This is a genomic window from Kitasatospora sp. NPDC004799 (assembly GCF_040609095.1).
Lineage (GTDB): Bacteria > Actinomycetota > Actinomycetes > Streptomycetales > Streptomycetaceae > Kitasatospora.
This window is the reverse complement of sequence record NZ_JBEXJK010000213.1, coordinates 1-14,152: the sequence shown is the minus strand read 5'-3', so window position 1 is coordinate 14,152 and position 14,152 is coordinate 1. Positions and strand designations below refer to the sequence as shown.

At 73.1% G+C, this 14,152-nt stretch carries 14 protein-coding genes and 1 pseudogene; 7 read left to right on the top strand and 8 right to left on the bottom strand.

The genetic code is table 11. From position 1 onward, the window contains the following. Positions 1 to 165 precede the first annotated feature (165 nt). Positions 166 to 567, bottom strand: coding sequence for a hypothetical protein (locus ABZW03_RS24605; RefSeq protein ID WP_355262151.1), 402 nt, complete (start codon positions 565 to 567; stop codon positions 166 to 168). A 168-nt stretch (positions 568 to 735) separates the two neighbouring features. On the opposite strand from ABZW03_RS24605, the gene ABZW03_RS24600 reads away from it, so the two are divergent. After that, entirely contained in the window at positions 736 to 1,170 is a 435-nt protein-coding gene (locus ABZW03_RS24600) for a VOC family protein (protein ID WP_355262148.1), read from the top strand. 55 nt (positions 1,171 to 1,225) lie between these two features. On the opposite strand, the gene ABZW03_RS24595 is transcribed toward ABZW03_RS24600, so the two are convergent. Then, positions 1,226 to 1,423 carry a DUF397 domain-containing protein gene (locus tag ABZW03_RS24595; RefSeq protein ID WP_355262145.1) on the bottom strand — a complete coding sequence of 66 codons (198 nt, stop codon included), beginning with the start codon at positions 1,421 to 1,423 and terminating at the stop codon, positions 1,226 to 1,228. After that, positions 1,416 to 2,282, bottom strand: a complete 867-nt coding sequence (locus tag ABZW03_RS24590) for a helix-turn-helix transcriptional regulator (RefSeq protein WP_355262142.1) — start codon at positions 2,280 to 2,282, stop codon at positions 1,416 to 1,418. The genes ABZW03_RS24595 and ABZW03_RS24590 overlap by 8 nt, the downstream gene beginning before the upstream one ends. A gap of 218 nt (positions 2,283 to 2,500) precedes the next feature. Here ABZW03_RS24590 and ABZW03_RS24585 point away from each other — a divergent pair, with 218 nt between their 5' ends. Continuing rightward, positions 2,501 to 2,863 (top strand): ATP-binding protein, encoded by a 363-nt coding sequence (locus ABZW03_RS24585; protein ID WP_355262139.1) that lies wholly within the window; start codon positions 2,501 to 2,503, stop codon positions 2,861 to 2,863. Next, positions 2,860 to 3,111: a hypothetical protein gene (locus ABZW03_RS24580; RefSeq protein WP_355262136.1), complete on the top strand. Its 252-nt coding sequence runs from the start codon at positions 2,860 to 2,862 to the stop codon at positions 3,109 to 3,111. Before ABZW03_RS24585 ends, ABZW03_RS24580 begins: the two co-directional genes overlap by 4 nt. Positions 3,112 to 3,220: 109 nt before the next feature. On the opposite strand, the gene ABZW03_RS24575 is transcribed toward ABZW03_RS24580, so the two are convergent. From ABZW03_RS24575 to hisC, 5 genes are all read right to left on the bottom strand, one after another. Beyond that, a complete protein-coding gene (locus ABZW03_RS24575) occupies positions 3,221 to 3,847 on the bottom strand; it encodes a DUF5666 domain-containing protein (RefSeq protein WP_355262133.1) in 627 nt (208 codons plus the stop codon). Positions 3,848 to 3,859: 12 nt separating this feature from the next. Continuing rightward, positions 3,860 to 5,071 (bottom strand): ABC transporter permease, encoded by a 1,212-nt coding sequence (locus ABZW03_RS24570; RefSeq protein WP_355262130.1) that lies wholly within the window; start codon positions 5,069 to 5,071, stop codon positions 3,860 to 3,862. Further along, positions 5,068 to 5,871 (bottom strand): ABC transporter ATP-binding protein, encoded by an 804-nt coding sequence (locus tag ABZW03_RS24565; protein WP_355262127.1) that lies wholly within the window; start codon positions 5,869 to 5,871, stop codon positions 5,068 to 5,070. The genes ABZW03_RS24570 and ABZW03_RS24565 overlap by 4 nt, the downstream gene beginning before the upstream one ends. Positions 5,872 to 5,879: 8 nt before the next feature. After that, on the bottom strand, positions 5,880 to 7,334 hold the full coding sequence (locus tag ABZW03_RS24560; protein WP_355262124.1) for a biotin/lipoyl-binding protein: 1,455 nt from the start codon (positions 7,332 to 7,334) through the stop codon (positions 5,880 to 5,882). A 268-nt stretch (positions 7,335 to 7,602) separates the two neighbouring features. Then, positions 7,603 to 8,682 (bottom strand): histidinol-phosphate transaminase, encoded by a 1,080-nt coding sequence (hisC, locus tag ABZW03_RS24555; RefSeq protein WP_355262122.1) that lies wholly within the window; start codon positions 8,680 to 8,682, stop codon positions 7,603 to 7,605. Between the two features lie 344 nt (positions 8,683 to 9,026). Here hisC and ABZW03_RS24550 point away from each other — a divergent pair, with 344 nt between their 5' ends. The 4 genes and pseudogenes from ABZW03_RS24550 to ABZW03_RS24535 all read left to right on the top strand — a co-directional run. Beyond that, on the top strand, positions 9,027 to 10,184 hold the full coding sequence (locus ABZW03_RS24550; RefSeq protein WP_355262119.1) for a LacI family DNA-binding transcriptional regulator: 1,158 nt from the start codon (positions 9,027 to 9,029) through the stop codon (positions 10,182 to 10,184). A 256-nt stretch (positions 10,185 to 10,440) separates the two neighbouring features. Further along, on the top strand, positions 10,441 to 11,838 hold the full coding sequence (locus tag ABZW03_RS24545) for a metallophosphoesterase (RefSeq protein ID WP_355262116.1): 1,398 nt from the start codon (positions 10,441 to 10,443) through the stop codon (positions 11,836 to 11,838). A gap of 326 nt (positions 11,839 to 12,164) precedes the next feature. After that, positions 12,165 to 13,127 (top strand): hypothetical protein, encoded by a 963-nt coding sequence (locus tag ABZW03_RS24540; RefSeq protein WP_355262113.1) that lies wholly within the window; start codon positions 12,165 to 12,167, stop codon positions 13,125 to 13,127. Between the two features lie 141 nt (positions 13,128 to 13,268). After that, positions 13,269 to 14,152: pseudogene (locus ABZW03_RS24535) on the top strand (hypothetical protein); the annotation flags it as partial.

The window sequence follows — 14,152 nt, the reverse complement described above, 5'->3', positions numbered from 1 at the left end:
GCATCGTCTGCTCAACTCCCGGCTGCGGAAGGCAACCCGCAACCGCGGCCACTTCCCGACCGAACAGGCCGCGCTGAAGGTGCTCTACCTGGCCGGGGAGCGAGGAGCCGCCGGGACGTCGTCTGCGCAGGAAGTCGGAGGGGCCGACTTCCTGCGCGGGGTGGGTTACGACTTGGGGAAGGCGGCGCGGAGGGTGGGGGTGCGGGTGAGGACGGCGACAGCGACCAGGGCGAGGGCGGAGAGGCCTTGGAGGACGGCGTACCAGGGCGGGCAGAGGCCGGGGATCAGATCCACCGCGATGACGGCGATCGGCATGACGGTGGCGAGGGTGCGGAGGCGGTCGAAGGCCCGGTAGGACCCCTCGGTGGCGGCGCGGGTGGCCAGTCGGTGGAGGAACGGGGTGATCGCGAGGAGGATCGCGCCGCGGATCCAGAGGAAGGGGGTCGTCCCGTGGCCGGTTGCCGCCATCACGGCGACCGTGGCGAGGACGACGGCCCCGATGGCGCCGAAGAGCACGATGCACTTCTTCACCGTGGTGAAGGTGTCCTGGTCGGTCGTGGTGGCCATGGTTTCTTTCCCTCCGTGTCGTGGTGAATACGACGCTACGGAGCGGGAGCAGGGCCCGGTACGGGTCCAGCCCCACGATGGGGTGGGGCCAGCCACACCCCGGCCAACGTGCTGATCTCTAGCGGAAATTGAGCGGTAGCGCTTGCTGGTCATGGCTATGGTGGCCCGATGACATCGGTCAAGCAGGTCCAGATCACCTTCGACTGCGCGTCACCCGAGCGCGTCGGCCGCTTCTGGTGCGAGGCCCTGGGGTACGTCCCGCCGGCCGTCCCCGAGGGGTTCGACACCTGGGACGACTACCAGCGCTCACTGCCGTCCGAGGAGCGGGACGCCTGGTTCGTCGCCAGCGACCCCACGGGCGTGGGCCCGCGCATGTACTTCCAGCGCGTCCCCGAGGGCAAGGTGGTGAAGAACCGGGTGCACCTCGACGTACGGGTCGGCACCGGACTGGTGGGCGCGGAACGCCTGGCGGCACTGGAGGCCGAGTGCGCCCGGCTGCTCCCGCTGGGAGCGACGCGCGGGCAGCTGCTTCTCGCCGACGACAAGAACGAGTCCTGCCTCAACATGCAGGACGTCGAGGGCAACGAGTTCTGCCTCGACTGAGAGGGCAATGACGGCGGCCCCTTGCGGAGGAGCAAGGGGCCGCCGAAACGGTTCGCTACGCGGTGACCAGGTCGTCGAACTCGCCCGCCTTCGCACCCTGGAGGAGGGCAGCGAACTTGGGGGAGTTCGTACGGACGATGACATCACCCTCGTCGGACTCGCGGAGTTCGATCACACCATCAATGGTCCGCACCTCAACGCAGTCGGCGTTCGAGCCCGAGAAACTGGACTTCTGCCAGGTGGAGTTACGCATATTTGCTTTCCATGTCCTTCTTGATGGAGCGAATGAACTCTCGGGACTCCTCCCCCGAGAGGGCAGCCGAGTCGATCCGAGCGAGCAGTGACCGAAACCTGGCCGTGTGGGCTGGAGCATCGAAGAGAAGGTTTCCGACGCCAGAGTCCGACTGAACCGTGTCGAGTTCCTGAACCGGACCTTCGACGTACGTGAAGTTCTCGTTGGGCAGTGGGATCATGTCGACGTCGAACAACACGACTCGGATGGAGATGTTGGGCCTCTCCGAGGCTTCGACAAGGGCGCCGAGCTGCTCGGCTTGGACCTTGGCCCCGCCGAACTGCATGCGCAGCGCCGCTTCATGGATGTACGCGGTGTACGGAGTCGCCTCTGATCGGATGATGTGCTGACGCCGCAGGCGAAATGCCGCTCTCAGATCGACCTCGTGCCCCGGGAGAGGCGGGTAGGACCGAGCGAAGACAGCCGAGGCATAGGCGTTGGTCTGAAGCAGCCCATGGATGAAGGCCATCGTGTAGACCGAGAGCCCTCGTGCGTGAGCTTCGATCTCAGCGACCTCGAGGAAGTCCTGCGAGAGGTTTCCCCGGTACTCCTCCCACCAACCGCCCTTGTCGCGGTCCGTGATGATGTCCGCGAGCGCGTCGATCAGCGGCTCGTTGACGCACATGCACAACGCGGCGATCGTCCGCAGGCGTTCGACGCTGATGCCGGTCCGGCCGCTCTCCATCTGGGTCACATGGGCGGGGTTGATGCCCAGTGCACGGGCGAGTTGACTGCCGCCGAGACCGGCCTGTTCCCGCATCCTGCGAAGTTCGGCACCCAACCGCAACTGGCGGAGCGTCGGGTTCGATCGAAGGGCCATGGGACCAGTCTGCCAGCCCCGTTCGGGGGAACTTCCCGCCGATCGCCACAAATCTGTGGCGCGGCGCGCTATCGTCATTCTCAGAACGATCCGATGGATCGTCAGACACGCCTTGGTTCAGGGCAGTAGGCGCCTGCTGCCCGCCCGCCGAAGAGCAACCACACCCTGGCCTGGCTCACGGCCCCCTCCCTCCACACTCATGCCTCTCGGAGGTTCCTGTGTGCACCTTGAACACCCCCTCGATCACCCTCACCCGGCAGGCCCTGCGGGACGTCCTCACCCGCGCCGCCTGGGACACCGAGACCATCATCAACGCCGAACTCGCCCTCGGCGAACTGATCGTCAACGCGTGGCGGCACGCCGACACCGCCTCGCCCGTCGTCTACTTCTCCCTCGGCGACCACACCCTCCGGGTCTGCGTCGCGGACGAGAGCGCCGCCCTCCCCCACGAGAAGCCCCTCGACCTCCTCGCCGAGACCGGCCGGGGCCTCCAGCTCGTCTCCGGCCTCACCCACCGCTGGGGCGTCGACCCGCAGAAGCGCGGCAAAACGGTCTGGTACGAGCTGGACCGCGTCGCGTGACCCGCGAGCCGATCGCCCCCGACGACCCCCGGATGCGGGACTTCACCGCCCCGCACATCACCGCCCTCCTCGGTGAACTGCACCGCCGGGGCCTGCCGTACGGGCTCCTCTGGGGTTCGGCCTCCGCCGGGGAGACCGTCCTCGACGGGCGCCTCCTGGTCGACTTCGGCAACGCGCCCGTCAGCACCCTCCTCAACCTCCTCCACCTGCTCCGGGACCTGGACCGGGACGCGGCGTGGGAGCGCTGAGCCGATGAGCCGGTGAGCTGAGAAGCCGATGAGCCGGTGAGCCGCTGAACACGCGAAGGCCCTCGCCCACCGAAGGGGCGAGGGCCTCGCGGCGTCCACCGGCTCCGGGTCAGCCGCCGGACGGGTTCCTGGGCATCCCGCCACCAGCACCACCGAAGCCGCCGGGAACGGCAGCGGCGCCTTCGACCAGCTGGCTGGCGGTGTAGCCGCCGTTGGCGTCGGGCGTGCCGACCACGGTCACGCTCTGGCCGGGCCGGAGGTCGGCGACCTTGCCCTCCTTGTTGAGCTGGACCTTCGTCGCGTCGCCGGTGGTGACCTTGACCGTGTTCCCGTTGGCGTCCGTCAGGTACACGGTGCTGCCGTCCACGGCCTTGACCGTGCCCCGGGTGAAGCCGGCCTGACCGCCCTGCCCCTGACCGCCCTGCCCCTGCCCGCCCTGCCCCTGCCCTCCACGGCGCGAACCGCCCTGCCCGTACCCGCCGGAAGCGGCAGCCACCGGCCGGACGGACTTCCCACTCCCCGACGAGCCCCCGTGCTCCCGCTGGAACCACGCCCCGCCCGCGAACGCCCCCGTCGCGATCACGCCGCCCGCCAGCACCAGGCTGAGCCAGGGCAGCCGCCGCCTCGGCGGCGCCGCCAGTTCGGCGGACACGTCCCGCGCGTCCGGTGGGGTGGCGAGCAGGGCGAGCTGCTCGGCCGGAGTACCGGCCTCGACCGTGGCGATCTCTTTGCTCATGACGGTTGCGTCCTACTCGTGCCGGAGGGCGTCGATCGGCCGCAGCGAGGCGGCCCGGTTGGCGGGGTAACTGCCGAAGAACAGCCCGATGGCGACGGCCACGGCGAACGCGCCGAGCACCGATTCGGGGATCACCACCGGCTTGATGCCGACGATGCTGACGTGCGACCCGGCGATCCCGGCCGCCACGCCCAACCCCGCGCCGATCACCGACAGCAGCGTCGACTCGGCGAGGAACTGCCCCAGGATCACCGCGCGCGGTGCACCGAGCGCCTTGCGGATGCCGATCTCCCGGGTCCGTTCGGTGACCGTCACCAGCATGATGTTGGTGATCCCGATCCCCCCGACCAGCAGCGAGATCGCCGCCACCGCGCCGAGCAGCACGGTGAAGGTCCTCGTCGTGCTCTCCCGCGCCGTGAGCAGCGAGGCCTGGCTGGTGATCCGGAAGTCCGCCTTGGCGGGGTCGGCGATCGCGTGCGTCCCGAGCAGCACCCGGCTGATCTCGGACTGGGCCCGGGCGGTCGCGTCCGCCGAGGACGCCTGGACCAGGATCTGGTTGACCGCGCCGAAGCCGGTGAAGGCGTTCTGCACCGTCGGCAGCGGGGCGATCACCACGTCGTCCGGGTCGGTGAAGCCGCTGCCGCCCTTGGCCCGGAGCACGCCGACCACGGTGAACGGCGTGCCCCCGATCACGACCGGCTTGCCGACCGGGTCCTCGGTGTCGAACAGCTGCCTGGCCGTCGTCGCGCCGAGCACCGCGACCTTGCGCGCGGCGAGCACGTCGTCGTCGGTGAAGTACTCGCCGCGCGCGACCTTCTGGTTGGCGGTCTCGAAGTACGACGGGTAGGTGCCGACGATCGAGCCCGGGCTGTACGAGACGTTCCCGTACAGCGCCGTCGCACCGGCGGTGACCACCGGGGCGACCGACCGGATCGCGGCCGGATCGCCGGAGGCCGCCAGCGCCTTGGCGTCGGCGACCGTCAGCTTCTTCACCGCGGAGGCGGCCCGGGAGCCGCCGCTCGCCGAACCGGCGCTGACCGTCAGCGCGTTGGTGCCGAGCGAGGTGATCGAGTCCTTCACCGCCACCGACGAGCCGTTGCCGACCGCCAGCAGCAGGATCACCGCGGCCACGCCGATCAGCACGCCGAGCATGGTGAGCGCCGAGCGCACCTTGTTGGCGGCCAGGCCGCCGACCGCGAAGCGGAGCGTCTGCCGGAGGATCACGCCGGCACCCCCGCGTCGAGGAGGACGGGCGGCGGCCCCTCCACCGGCGCCTGCCGGAGGTCGCTCACGATCTGCCCGTCCACCAGCCGCAGCACCCGCTTGGCGTGCCGGGCGACCTCGTCCTCGTGGGTGATCAGCACGACCGTGCGGCCGGTGGCGTTGAGCCCGTCGATCAGGGCCAGCACCTCCTCCGTCGAGCGGCTGTCGAGGTTGCCGGTCGGCTCGTCGGCGAGCAGCAGCGCGGGCGCCGTCACCAGCGCCCGCGCCACCGCGACGCGCTGCTGCTGGCCGCCGGAGAGCTCGTTGGGCCGGTGCCCGGCCCGCTCGGCGAGCCCGACCAGGGACAGCGCGGCCATCGCCCGGCGGCGCCGCTCGGCGGTGCGGACGCCGGCGTAGGCGAGCGGCAGCTCGACCTGGGCGAGGGCGGTGGTGCGGGGCACCAGGTTGAAGGACTGGAAGACGAAGCCGATCCGGCGGTTGCGCACCAGCGCGAGCTGCCGCTCGTCCAGGTGGCCGACGTCGGTGCCGTCCAGCAGGTAGCGGCCGGAGGTCGGGGCGTCCAGGCAGCCGAGGATGTTCATCAGGGTGGACTTGCCGGAGCCGGAGCTGCCCATCACGGCGACGAAGTCGCCCTGCTCGACGTCCAGGGCGATGCCCTGCGGCTCGCCGGTCTCCGGGTCGGACGGTCCGCGCAGCGCGTGCACGGTGGTGTCGCCGTGCCCGTAGGCCTTGGTGAGCCGGCGGATCCGGATCACCGGGACGGGGTGCGCGGGGACGCGCTTGTCGATGACGTGACGCATGCTCGGCCTCAGCCCCTGCCGCCGCGACCGGCCCCGCCGGAACCACCGGCGCCACCGGCTCCACCGCCGGAACCGCCGCCGGGGAGGACCGCACCGCCGCCGCCGTTCCGGTTGCCGCCGAGGCCCGGGAAGGAGGCGTTCGGGAAGCCGTTGCCGCCGCTGGTGGTGGGGAGTTCGACCTTGTCGCCCTCCTTCAGCCCGGAGACCACCTGCACCGTGCTGTCGCCCTCGACCCCGACCCCGACGGTGACCCGCTCGGAGCCGCCGTCCGGCCGCACCAGGGTCGCGATGCGCGAGGTGCCGGTGCCGGACAGCGCGGAGGCGGGCAGCGAGAGCGCCTCGTCGGCCTCGCCGGTGATCACCTGGACGGTGGCGCTGAGGCCGGTGCGCAGCGCGCCGGTGTCGCCGGTGAGCTGGAGCGTGGCCGCGTACTGCACGGCGGCGGCGCCGGCCGCGTTGCCGGAGCCGCCGCCGGTGGGCAGCGAACTGACCGACAGGACGGTCGCGTTGAGCTTGGTGTCGGACTGGGCGTTCAGGGTGACGGTGGCCGCCTCGCCCTTCTTCAGTTTGAGCGAGTCGAGCTCGGAGAAGGTCGCGGTGACCTGCATCCCGGTCGGGTTGGTGAGCACGATGAAGCCGCTCGGGGCGGCCGTCGAACCGGTGCCGCTGGCCGTGGACTTGGTGGAGGAGGAGCCGGAGCCGGTGGCCCCGACGGTGTCGCCGACCTTGCCGGCGATCGAGGCGACCGTGCCGTCCACCGAGGCCGTCAGGGTGGTGCCGGTCAGCGCCGCCCGGGCGTTGGCGAGGGCGGTCCGCGCGGTGGCGACCTGCTGCTGGGCCTGGGCCACCGCCGCGTCGTCGACCTTGGTGGTGGTGACGGTGGTGGTCTGCGGGGCGGGCGCGCCGCTCCCGCCCGCCCCGCGGCCACCGCTGCCGCCGCTGCCACCGCCCGCGGCGCCGGGGGAGGCGGCGGGCGAGGCGGAGGAGGAGGAGGAGGAGGAGGAGGAGGAGGTGGGCGAGACGGCGGAGGCGGCACCCGGGCCCGGCAGCGGCTCGGTGGTCGTGGTGGTGACCCCGGCCTGGGCCTTGGCCAGGTTGGCCTCGGCGGTGGTGACGGCCGCCTGGGCCGCGTCCACCTGCTGCTGGGCCGCCGTGGTGTCGACGGTGGCGAGCACCTGGCCCTTCTTCACGGCGTCCCCGACCGCGACCTCGACCGCGGTGAGCCGACCGCCGGTGGTGAAGTCCTGGGCCGCGTCGGTCGGCGAGACCAGGGTGCCGGTTCCGGACACGGTGGCCAGGACGGTGCCCTTGGACACCGTCGCGGTACGGGCCGCGGGCCTGGCGGCGGCCGGGCCGGAGCTGCCGCTGACCGTGGCGTACACCAGGGCCGCGCCGCCCAGCAGGGCCGCGCCGAGCGCGGAGTTGACGAGGACGGCGCCTCGCCGCCGTGGGAGCACCTTCATGGCGGACAGCTTCCCGGCGGGCTCTTGCGGAGCCCTGGGCGCCGACTGGGAGCAGCCTGACCGGCCGGATCCGGGCATTCCGGACAGAACGGCCGTCCCGCGCGGACGCCTTGGCCGTCCCCTGGTCGGCCGTTGGCCGAACTCCCAGCGGGCTCCCAGCGATCCACAGCCTTCCGGGAGCGACCAGCAGCGCGGGAACGCCGCAGGGGCGCGCCGGAGGACCGGCGCGCCCCTGCGATCACGAGCAGGACGTCAGAACGTCCAGGCGTCAGAGCGACTTGCGGAAGGCCTCCGCCACCGACAGGAAGATCGTGTTGCCCTCGGCCTCGCCGATCGACACCCGCACGCCCTCCGGGAACGGCCGCACGATCACGCCGGCCTCGGCGCACGCCGCGGCGAACTCCTGCGAGCGCTCGCCCAGCCAGAGCCAGACGAAGTTGGCCTGCGAGTCCGGGATCTCCCAGCCCTGGGCGCGCAGCCCGGCCACCACCCGGGTGCGCTCCTCGACCAGCGCCTCCACCCGCACCAGCAGCGCCTCCTCGGCGCGCAGCGAGGCGACGGCGGCGTTCTGGGCGAGCTGGCTCACGCCGAACGGGGTGGCGACCTTGCGCAGCGCGGTGGCCACCGGCTCGTGCGCGATCGCGAAGCCGACCCGCAGGCCCGCCAGGCCGTAGGCCTTGGAGAAGGTGCGCAGCACGCAGACGTTCGGGCGGTCCCGGTAGAGGTCGATGCCGTTGGGCACCTCGGGGTCGCGGATGAACTCGATGTAGGCCTCGTCCACCACGACCAGGACGTCGCTCGGGACGGCGTCCAGGAAGCGCTCCAGCTCGGCGCGGTGGATCACGTTGCCGGTGGGGTTGTTGGGGTTGCAGACGAAGATCAGCCGGGTGTTCGGGGTGATCGCGGCGAGCATCGCGTCCAGGTCGTGGTCGCCGTTCGCCGTGAGCGGCACCGGGACGGGCGTGGCCCCGGCGACGGTGGCGACGATCGGGTACGCCTCGAAGGAGCGCCAGGCGAAGATCACCTCGTCGCCCGGGCCGGCCGTGACCAGCACCAGCGACTGGGCGATGCCGACCGAGCCGGTGCCGGTGGCGATGTGCTCGGCGGGCACCCCGAAGCGCTCGGCGAGCACCGAGGTCAGCTCACTGACGCCCATGTCCGGGTAGCGGTTGAACGAGCCGGCCGCCCGGACCGCCGTCTCCAGCACGCCGGGCAGCGGCTCGTAGGGGTTCTCGTTCGAGGACAGCTTGTAGGCGTCGGCGCCGGCCGGCTTGCCGGGCTTGTACGTGGGGATGCCGTCGAGGGTCGGCCGCAGCCGCGGGCCCTGCGCTGACGTACCACTGCTCACGGTCGTACTCCGTTTCCAGTTGCGGAACTCTCCGGTGCGCGCCCGCCCGCCACGGACGGGGTCGCCTCCGTGCCCGGAACCTCGTGCCGCACGCGGACCACCCCGGTCGGGTGCCTTGCACGATACCGACCGCCCTCACCCGTAGGAGTGAGATGCCCGGTCGGGTTACAGGCGCAGATCAGCCATTCTGCCGGGTTCCTTTGGCACATGTCAGAGGTAAGAGTGCTGGTTTCCTGCGGGTATCGAAGGGGCGCACCCCGGCTCACTCATGGAGAAACGTATCTCCGCAGGCTTCCGATGCGCCGGTCACAGACCCTTGTCAGGAGCCATACGATCGGTCCGCCATGACAGCAGCAGCCAACCAGAGCGGTCGGCGTCCCACCACCTCACGGCGTCTGGAGCGGGCCGGCATCCGGGATGTGGCAGCAGCCGCCGGAGTGTCGATCACCACTGTCTCCGATGCGCTGAACGGAAAGGGCCGCCTGCCCGACGAGACCCGCAGCCGGGTGCGCGAGGTCGCCGAGCGCCTCGGCTACCGCCCCTCCGCGGCCGCCCGCACCCTGCGCACCGGACGGTCCGGCCTGATCGGGCTGACCGTCACGACCTACGGTGAAGAGCCGTTCACCTTCACGGAGTTCGCGTACTTCGCCGAGATGGCCCGGGCCGCCACCAGCGCCGCGCTGGGCCGCGGCTACGCGCTGGTGGTGCTGCCCGCCTCCTCCCGCCACGACGTCTGGGGCAACATCGCCCTGGACGGCACCGTGGTGATCGACCCGCCCGACCAGGACCCGCTGGTGAGCGAGCTGTACCGGTCCGGCGTCCCGGTGGTCAGCGACGGCAAGCCCGGCAACTGCCCGGTCACCGCCTGGGTCGACAACGACCACGAGGCCGCCGTGCTCGGCATCCTCGACCACCTCTCCGAGGCCGGCGCCCGCCGGATCGGCCTGCTCACCGGCACCAGCACCGACACCTACACCCGGCTCTCCACCGAGGCCTACCTCGGCTGGTGCGCCAAGGTCGGGCAGGAGCCGGTGTACGAGACCTACCCGGCGCACGACCCGGCCGCCGGCGCCGTCGCCGCCGACCGGCTGCTCGCCCGCCCCGACCGGCCGGACGCCGTCTACGGACTGTTCGACCCCAACGGCACCGACCTGCTGGCCGCCGCCCGCCGGTACGGCCTGCGGGTGCCGGACGACCTGCTGCTGGTCTGCTGCAGCGAGAGCGACGTCTACGCGGCCACCGAACCGCCGATCACCACGCTCTCGCTCAAGCCGCGCAAGATCGGCACCACGGTGGTCAACCTGCTCATCGACGCGATCGAGGGCGTGGACTCCGGGACGGGCGTCGACATCGCCCGGCTCTTCCCGCCGCGGTTCCGCACCGCCGGCACCGGGCCGCCGCCGGGCACCCTGATGCCGACCGAGCTGATCGTCCGCGCGTCCTCCCAGCGCCGGAGTCCGCGCACCACCGTCAGCCCGCCCCGCCCGCCGGGCGAGGTGTAGACCTGCCGGGTGTGGACCCGCCCGGCACGGACCGACGAGGTCCGGGCCGACGAGGTCCAGACCACCGCACCGCCCCCGCCGGGAACGGCCCGGGCGGGGCGCGGGCCAGGGGCCCGTCGAGCACGCGGGCAGGGCTGACGAGACCGTACCGAGCCGGGACAAAACGGACCTTGTGGGACCGCCCGGCTGACGCTCCGGAGGATTGGATACCCACCAGGTGACGACGCCGGGAGAGTGGTCTTCCTATGATGGGCGAATGACTCCCGAGGACCGCTTCCCCGGGCCTGAGCACCCCCACTCAGGCCCCCGCCACCAGCCGGACCTCGACGTGCTGCCGTACGGCACCTATTACGAACCCGACCCCGCCAACGGCTACCCCGCCCCGTCCTACGACGGGGAGACGTACGACGGGGAGACCTACAGCGGCTACGGCGGAGCCCGCTACCTGGAGCAGCACTGGCCCGCCGACGGGCAGGGGCACACCGTGCACGCCCAGGGGATCGGCATGGACCAGGCCCCGGTCTTCTCGCACCAGGGGCAGGGCGGCTACGAGGAGCACCCGGGCTACGAGGGGCAGGAGCAGGGCGGGTACGACGGCAGGGAGCAAGGCGGCTACGAGGAGCAGCCCGGTTACGACGGTCAGGAGCAGGGCGGCTACGAGGGGCAGGAGCAGCGCGGCTACGACGGCCAGGAGCAGAGCGGCTACGAGCCCACCCTGCCCGACCAGCCCTCCCCGGCGCTCCAGCTCCCCGGCCGCGACGACCCGCCGACCATCGAGCTCGGCCCGCCGCTGCCCGACCCCGCCGCACCGACCTACCCGTACCCGGCCCCCGGCCCCGGCGAGCCGCCCGGCCCGGTCTACGTCGTCGGCGACGTACACGGCTACCTGGAGGAGCTGCGCGCCGAGCTGCGCCACCAGGGCCTGATCGACGCCGACGGCCACTGGTCCGCCGGCCGCGCCCGGATCTGGTTCCTCGGCGACTTCACCGACCGCGGGCCCGACGGCATCGGCGTCATCGACCTGGTCATGCAGCTGGCCGCCGAGGCCGCCGCGGCCGGCGGCTACTGCCGCGCGCTGATGGGCAACCACGAACTGCTCTTCCTGGGCGCCGCCAAGTACGGCGACGAGCCCGTCCAGTCCACCGCCGGCACGGCCTCCTTCCTCGCCGCCTGGCGGCTCAACGGCGGCCAGCAGAACGACCTGGACCGGCTGGAGGCGCACCACATCAGCTGGCTCTCCCGGCTGCCCGCCATGGCGGTGGAGGACGGCCACCTGCTGCTGCACTCCGACACCACCGCGTACCTGGAGTACGGCGAGTCCATCCCGGACGTCAACGACGCGGTGCACAGCCTGCTCGCCGACGGCAGCGTGGACGAGTGGTGGGACTGCTTCCGCCGCTTCACCAAGCGGTTCGCCTTCCGCGGCGACGCCGGGCCGCTGGCCGTCCACGAGCTGCTGGACACCTACGGCGGCAGCCGGATCGTGCACGGGCACAGCCCGATCCCGTACCTCACCGGCGCGGTGCACAACGACGACGGCCAGCCGCCGCACATCCCGGGGCCGTACGTGTACGCGGACGACCTCGCGGTGGCGATGGACGGCGGGGTCACGATGGAGGGGCGGCTGCTGGTCGCCCGGCTGCCCATCGGGTGAGGTGCCGGGCCTGCCCATCGGGTGGGGTGCCGGGCTTGCCCATCGGGTGGGGCGCCGGGGGACGGCGGGCCGCCCGAGGAACCGACCGATCGTCAACCGACCGTTTTCGTAGAACAGTTGTTCCCGGCGCTCGGGTCATCACACGCGCGCGTCCCGGGGCGCGAAATTCCGGAAACCGACTGTCAGCCCGGCCGCGCCCGCCCCTACCATGAGGCACACCACACCCGGCCGCCCGTCCGGCGGCCCGCCTCCGCGCCCGTTTCGGCGTCCTGAGGGCCGCGCGCCCCCGGGGCGGAGCGAACGGGGTCCGCACGAACGGGGTCCCCATGTCCAACCCCCCGCCACTGCTCGCCGAGGACCGCCCGGAGTACGAGCGTCTCCTCGCGGAAGCCCTGCGCGACCGCACCGTCCTCACCGCCCTGCGCGCCCGCGGCGCGCTCACCACCGACCAGCTGCGCATCCGCGCGCTGCGCGACGCCGACCGCGTCAACGCCGCGGCCGCCACCGAGTACGCCCACTACACCCGGCTGCGCGAGAGCCTGCGCAGCACGCCCCCGCCACCACCCGGCAGCGAACCCACCGCCCCCGGGCTGCTCGCCCAGCTGCGCTCCGGGAGCGGCGGCGCCGGGCTGTTCCCCGTCCTCACCGTGCTCACCCCGATCCTGGCCTGGGCCGCCGCCCTGTTCCTGCTGCTGATCGGCTACCTGCTGCGCGCCGCCGGGCCGGACCTCGCGCTCGCCGACTCCCTGGTCACGGCCGGCTGGGTGGCGCTCGCCGCCGGGGTCGCCGCGATGGCCATCGGCATCATCGGGCTGCTGCTCACCGCCCTGCGCGACGGCGCCTCGACCGCCCCGGCCGGCACCGATCCGGAGCTCGCCGCCGAACTCGGGGATGCCCACGGCGAGTGGCGCACCGCCCTGCGCGAGCGCGGCCTCGTGCCGTACCTGCTCGACGCGCTGCCGCCGGTGCCGCCGGTACCGGGGGCTGCGGGCGCGGCGGCCGCGGCGGGTCCACCCGGCTCGGGCGGCCCGGAGTCCGGCGACACGGAGTCCGGCGACACGGAATCCGGCGACACGGAATCCGGCGGCACGGAATCCGGTGGCCCCGACTTCAGCAGCCCGGACTTCAGCAGCCCCGGGTACACCCCGCCCGCGTTCACCAGCCCCGGCCCGGACGGACTGACCGACCCCGAGGGCCGGGCCCACCGCCCGGCCGCCTTCACCCCGCCGGACTTCACCGGGCCCGGGTACACGCCGCCCGACTTCACCGGGCCCGACGAGGTGCGCTGAGCCCGCCGCTCCCCGCGCCGGCCGGAGGCCGTTTCCGGGGGACATCCCCACCCCCGGTCCGGGTGCGGCCACCATCGCCCCGGACGCCGCCGCCCGTCAGGCTGGAACCCTCGAGTGGAGCACGACCGGGGGAGACCAGCGATGAGCACCGGACCCGTCCGACCGTCCCGCACCGGACCGGCGCTGCTGCTGGTCACCGTCCTGGCCGCGGCCCTGGCGGGCCTGTCGGCGCTGCTCCCCGGCCCCGGACCGGCGAGCGCCGCGGCCGTGAGCGCCGCGGCCGTGAGCGTCGCGGCCGTGGACGCCGCGCCCGTGAACGTCGCGCCCGTGAGCGTCGCGCCCGTGGACGCCGCGACCGTGACCTCCGGCCGCGCAGCCCCGGTCGCGTTCACCGGCGCCGGCGGCACCACCCACGACACGCTGCGCACCGTCCCCGGCGTCCGGCGCAACCCGCACGTCACCCTGGCCAGCGGCGACGACCGGCCCGACGGCCGCCCGGCGGACTACGCCGACGCCGCCGAGTCCGCCGGGATCCAGCGGCTCGCCACCGACCTCCCCGCCGCCTCCGCCGACCCGGCCCCGCCGCAGGACCTCCGCAACCGCGCGCTCGACCCGCTCCCCTGGTACGCCTCCACCTGGTTCGAGGCCGTCGCCACCCTGTTCTGCCTGACCGGCTTCGCGGGCTACGCGCTGACCGGCGCCGTCCGCCGCCCGCGCCGCCGGCCGCGCCCGGCCGCCCTGCCCCGGGCCGCCCGCTGGGCCGCGCTCTCCGGGGCGGCCGCCGTCCTGGGCGCCCTCGGCTACCTGCTCTTCCTGGTGCTCACCGCCGCGATGTTCCCCGGGCCGGTGCTGTTCGGCCGCCCGGTGGTCTGGCTGGCCGTCCAGCTGCTCGCGCTGTTCGCCCTCGGGGCGGCCGCCGTGGCCGCGGCAGGTGACCTGGTCGGCCCACCAGGTGCCGAGCGGGGCGAGCTCGGACAGCGGGGCCCGCTTTCCGCCGCTGGAGGCGCCCGAGTTGTTGTAGGCGG

Bases quoted from the DNA above. Each gene is read 5' to 3' on its own strand.
- ABZW03_RS24605 (WP_355262151.1), bottom strand. From the start codon at position 567: ATGGCCACCACGACCGACCAGGACACCTTCACCACGGTGAAGAAGTGC.
- ABZW03_RS24600 (WP_355262148.1), top strand. From the start codon at position 736: ATGACATCGGTCAAGCAGGTCCAGATCACCTTCGACTGCGCGTCACCC.
- ABZW03_RS24595 (WP_355262145.1), bottom strand. From the start codon at position 1,423: ATGCGTAACTCCACCTGGCAGAAGTCCAGTTTCTCGGGCTCGAACGCC.
- ABZW03_RS24590 (WP_355262142.1), bottom strand. From the start codon at position 2,282: ATGGCCCTTCGATCGAACCCGACGCTCCGCCAGTTGCGGTTGGGTGCC.
- ABZW03_RS24575 (WP_355262133.1), bottom strand. From the start codon at position 3,847: ATGAGCAAAGAGATCGCCACGGTCGAGGCCGGTACTCCGGCCGAGCAG.
- ABZW03_RS24565 (WP_355262127.1), bottom strand. From the start codon at position 5,871: ATGCGTCACGTCATCGACAAGCGCGTCCCCGCGCACCCCGTCCCGGTG.
- ABZW03_RS24560 (WP_355262124.1), bottom strand. From the start codon at position 7,334: ATGAAGGTGCTCCCACGGCGGCGAGGCGCCGTCCTCGTCAACTCCGCG.
- ABZW03_RS24550 (WP_355262119.1), top strand. From the start codon at position 9,027: ATGACAGCAGCAGCCAACCAGAGCGGTCGGCGTCCCACCACCTCACGG.
- ABZW03_RS24545 (WP_355262116.1), top strand. From the start codon at position 10,441: ATGACTCCCGAGGACCGCTTCCCCGGGCCTGAGCACCCCCACTCAGGC.
- ABZW03_RS24540 (WP_355262113.1), top strand. From the start codon at position 12,165: ATGTCCAACCCCCCGCCACTGCTCGCCGAGGACCGCCCGGAGTACGAG.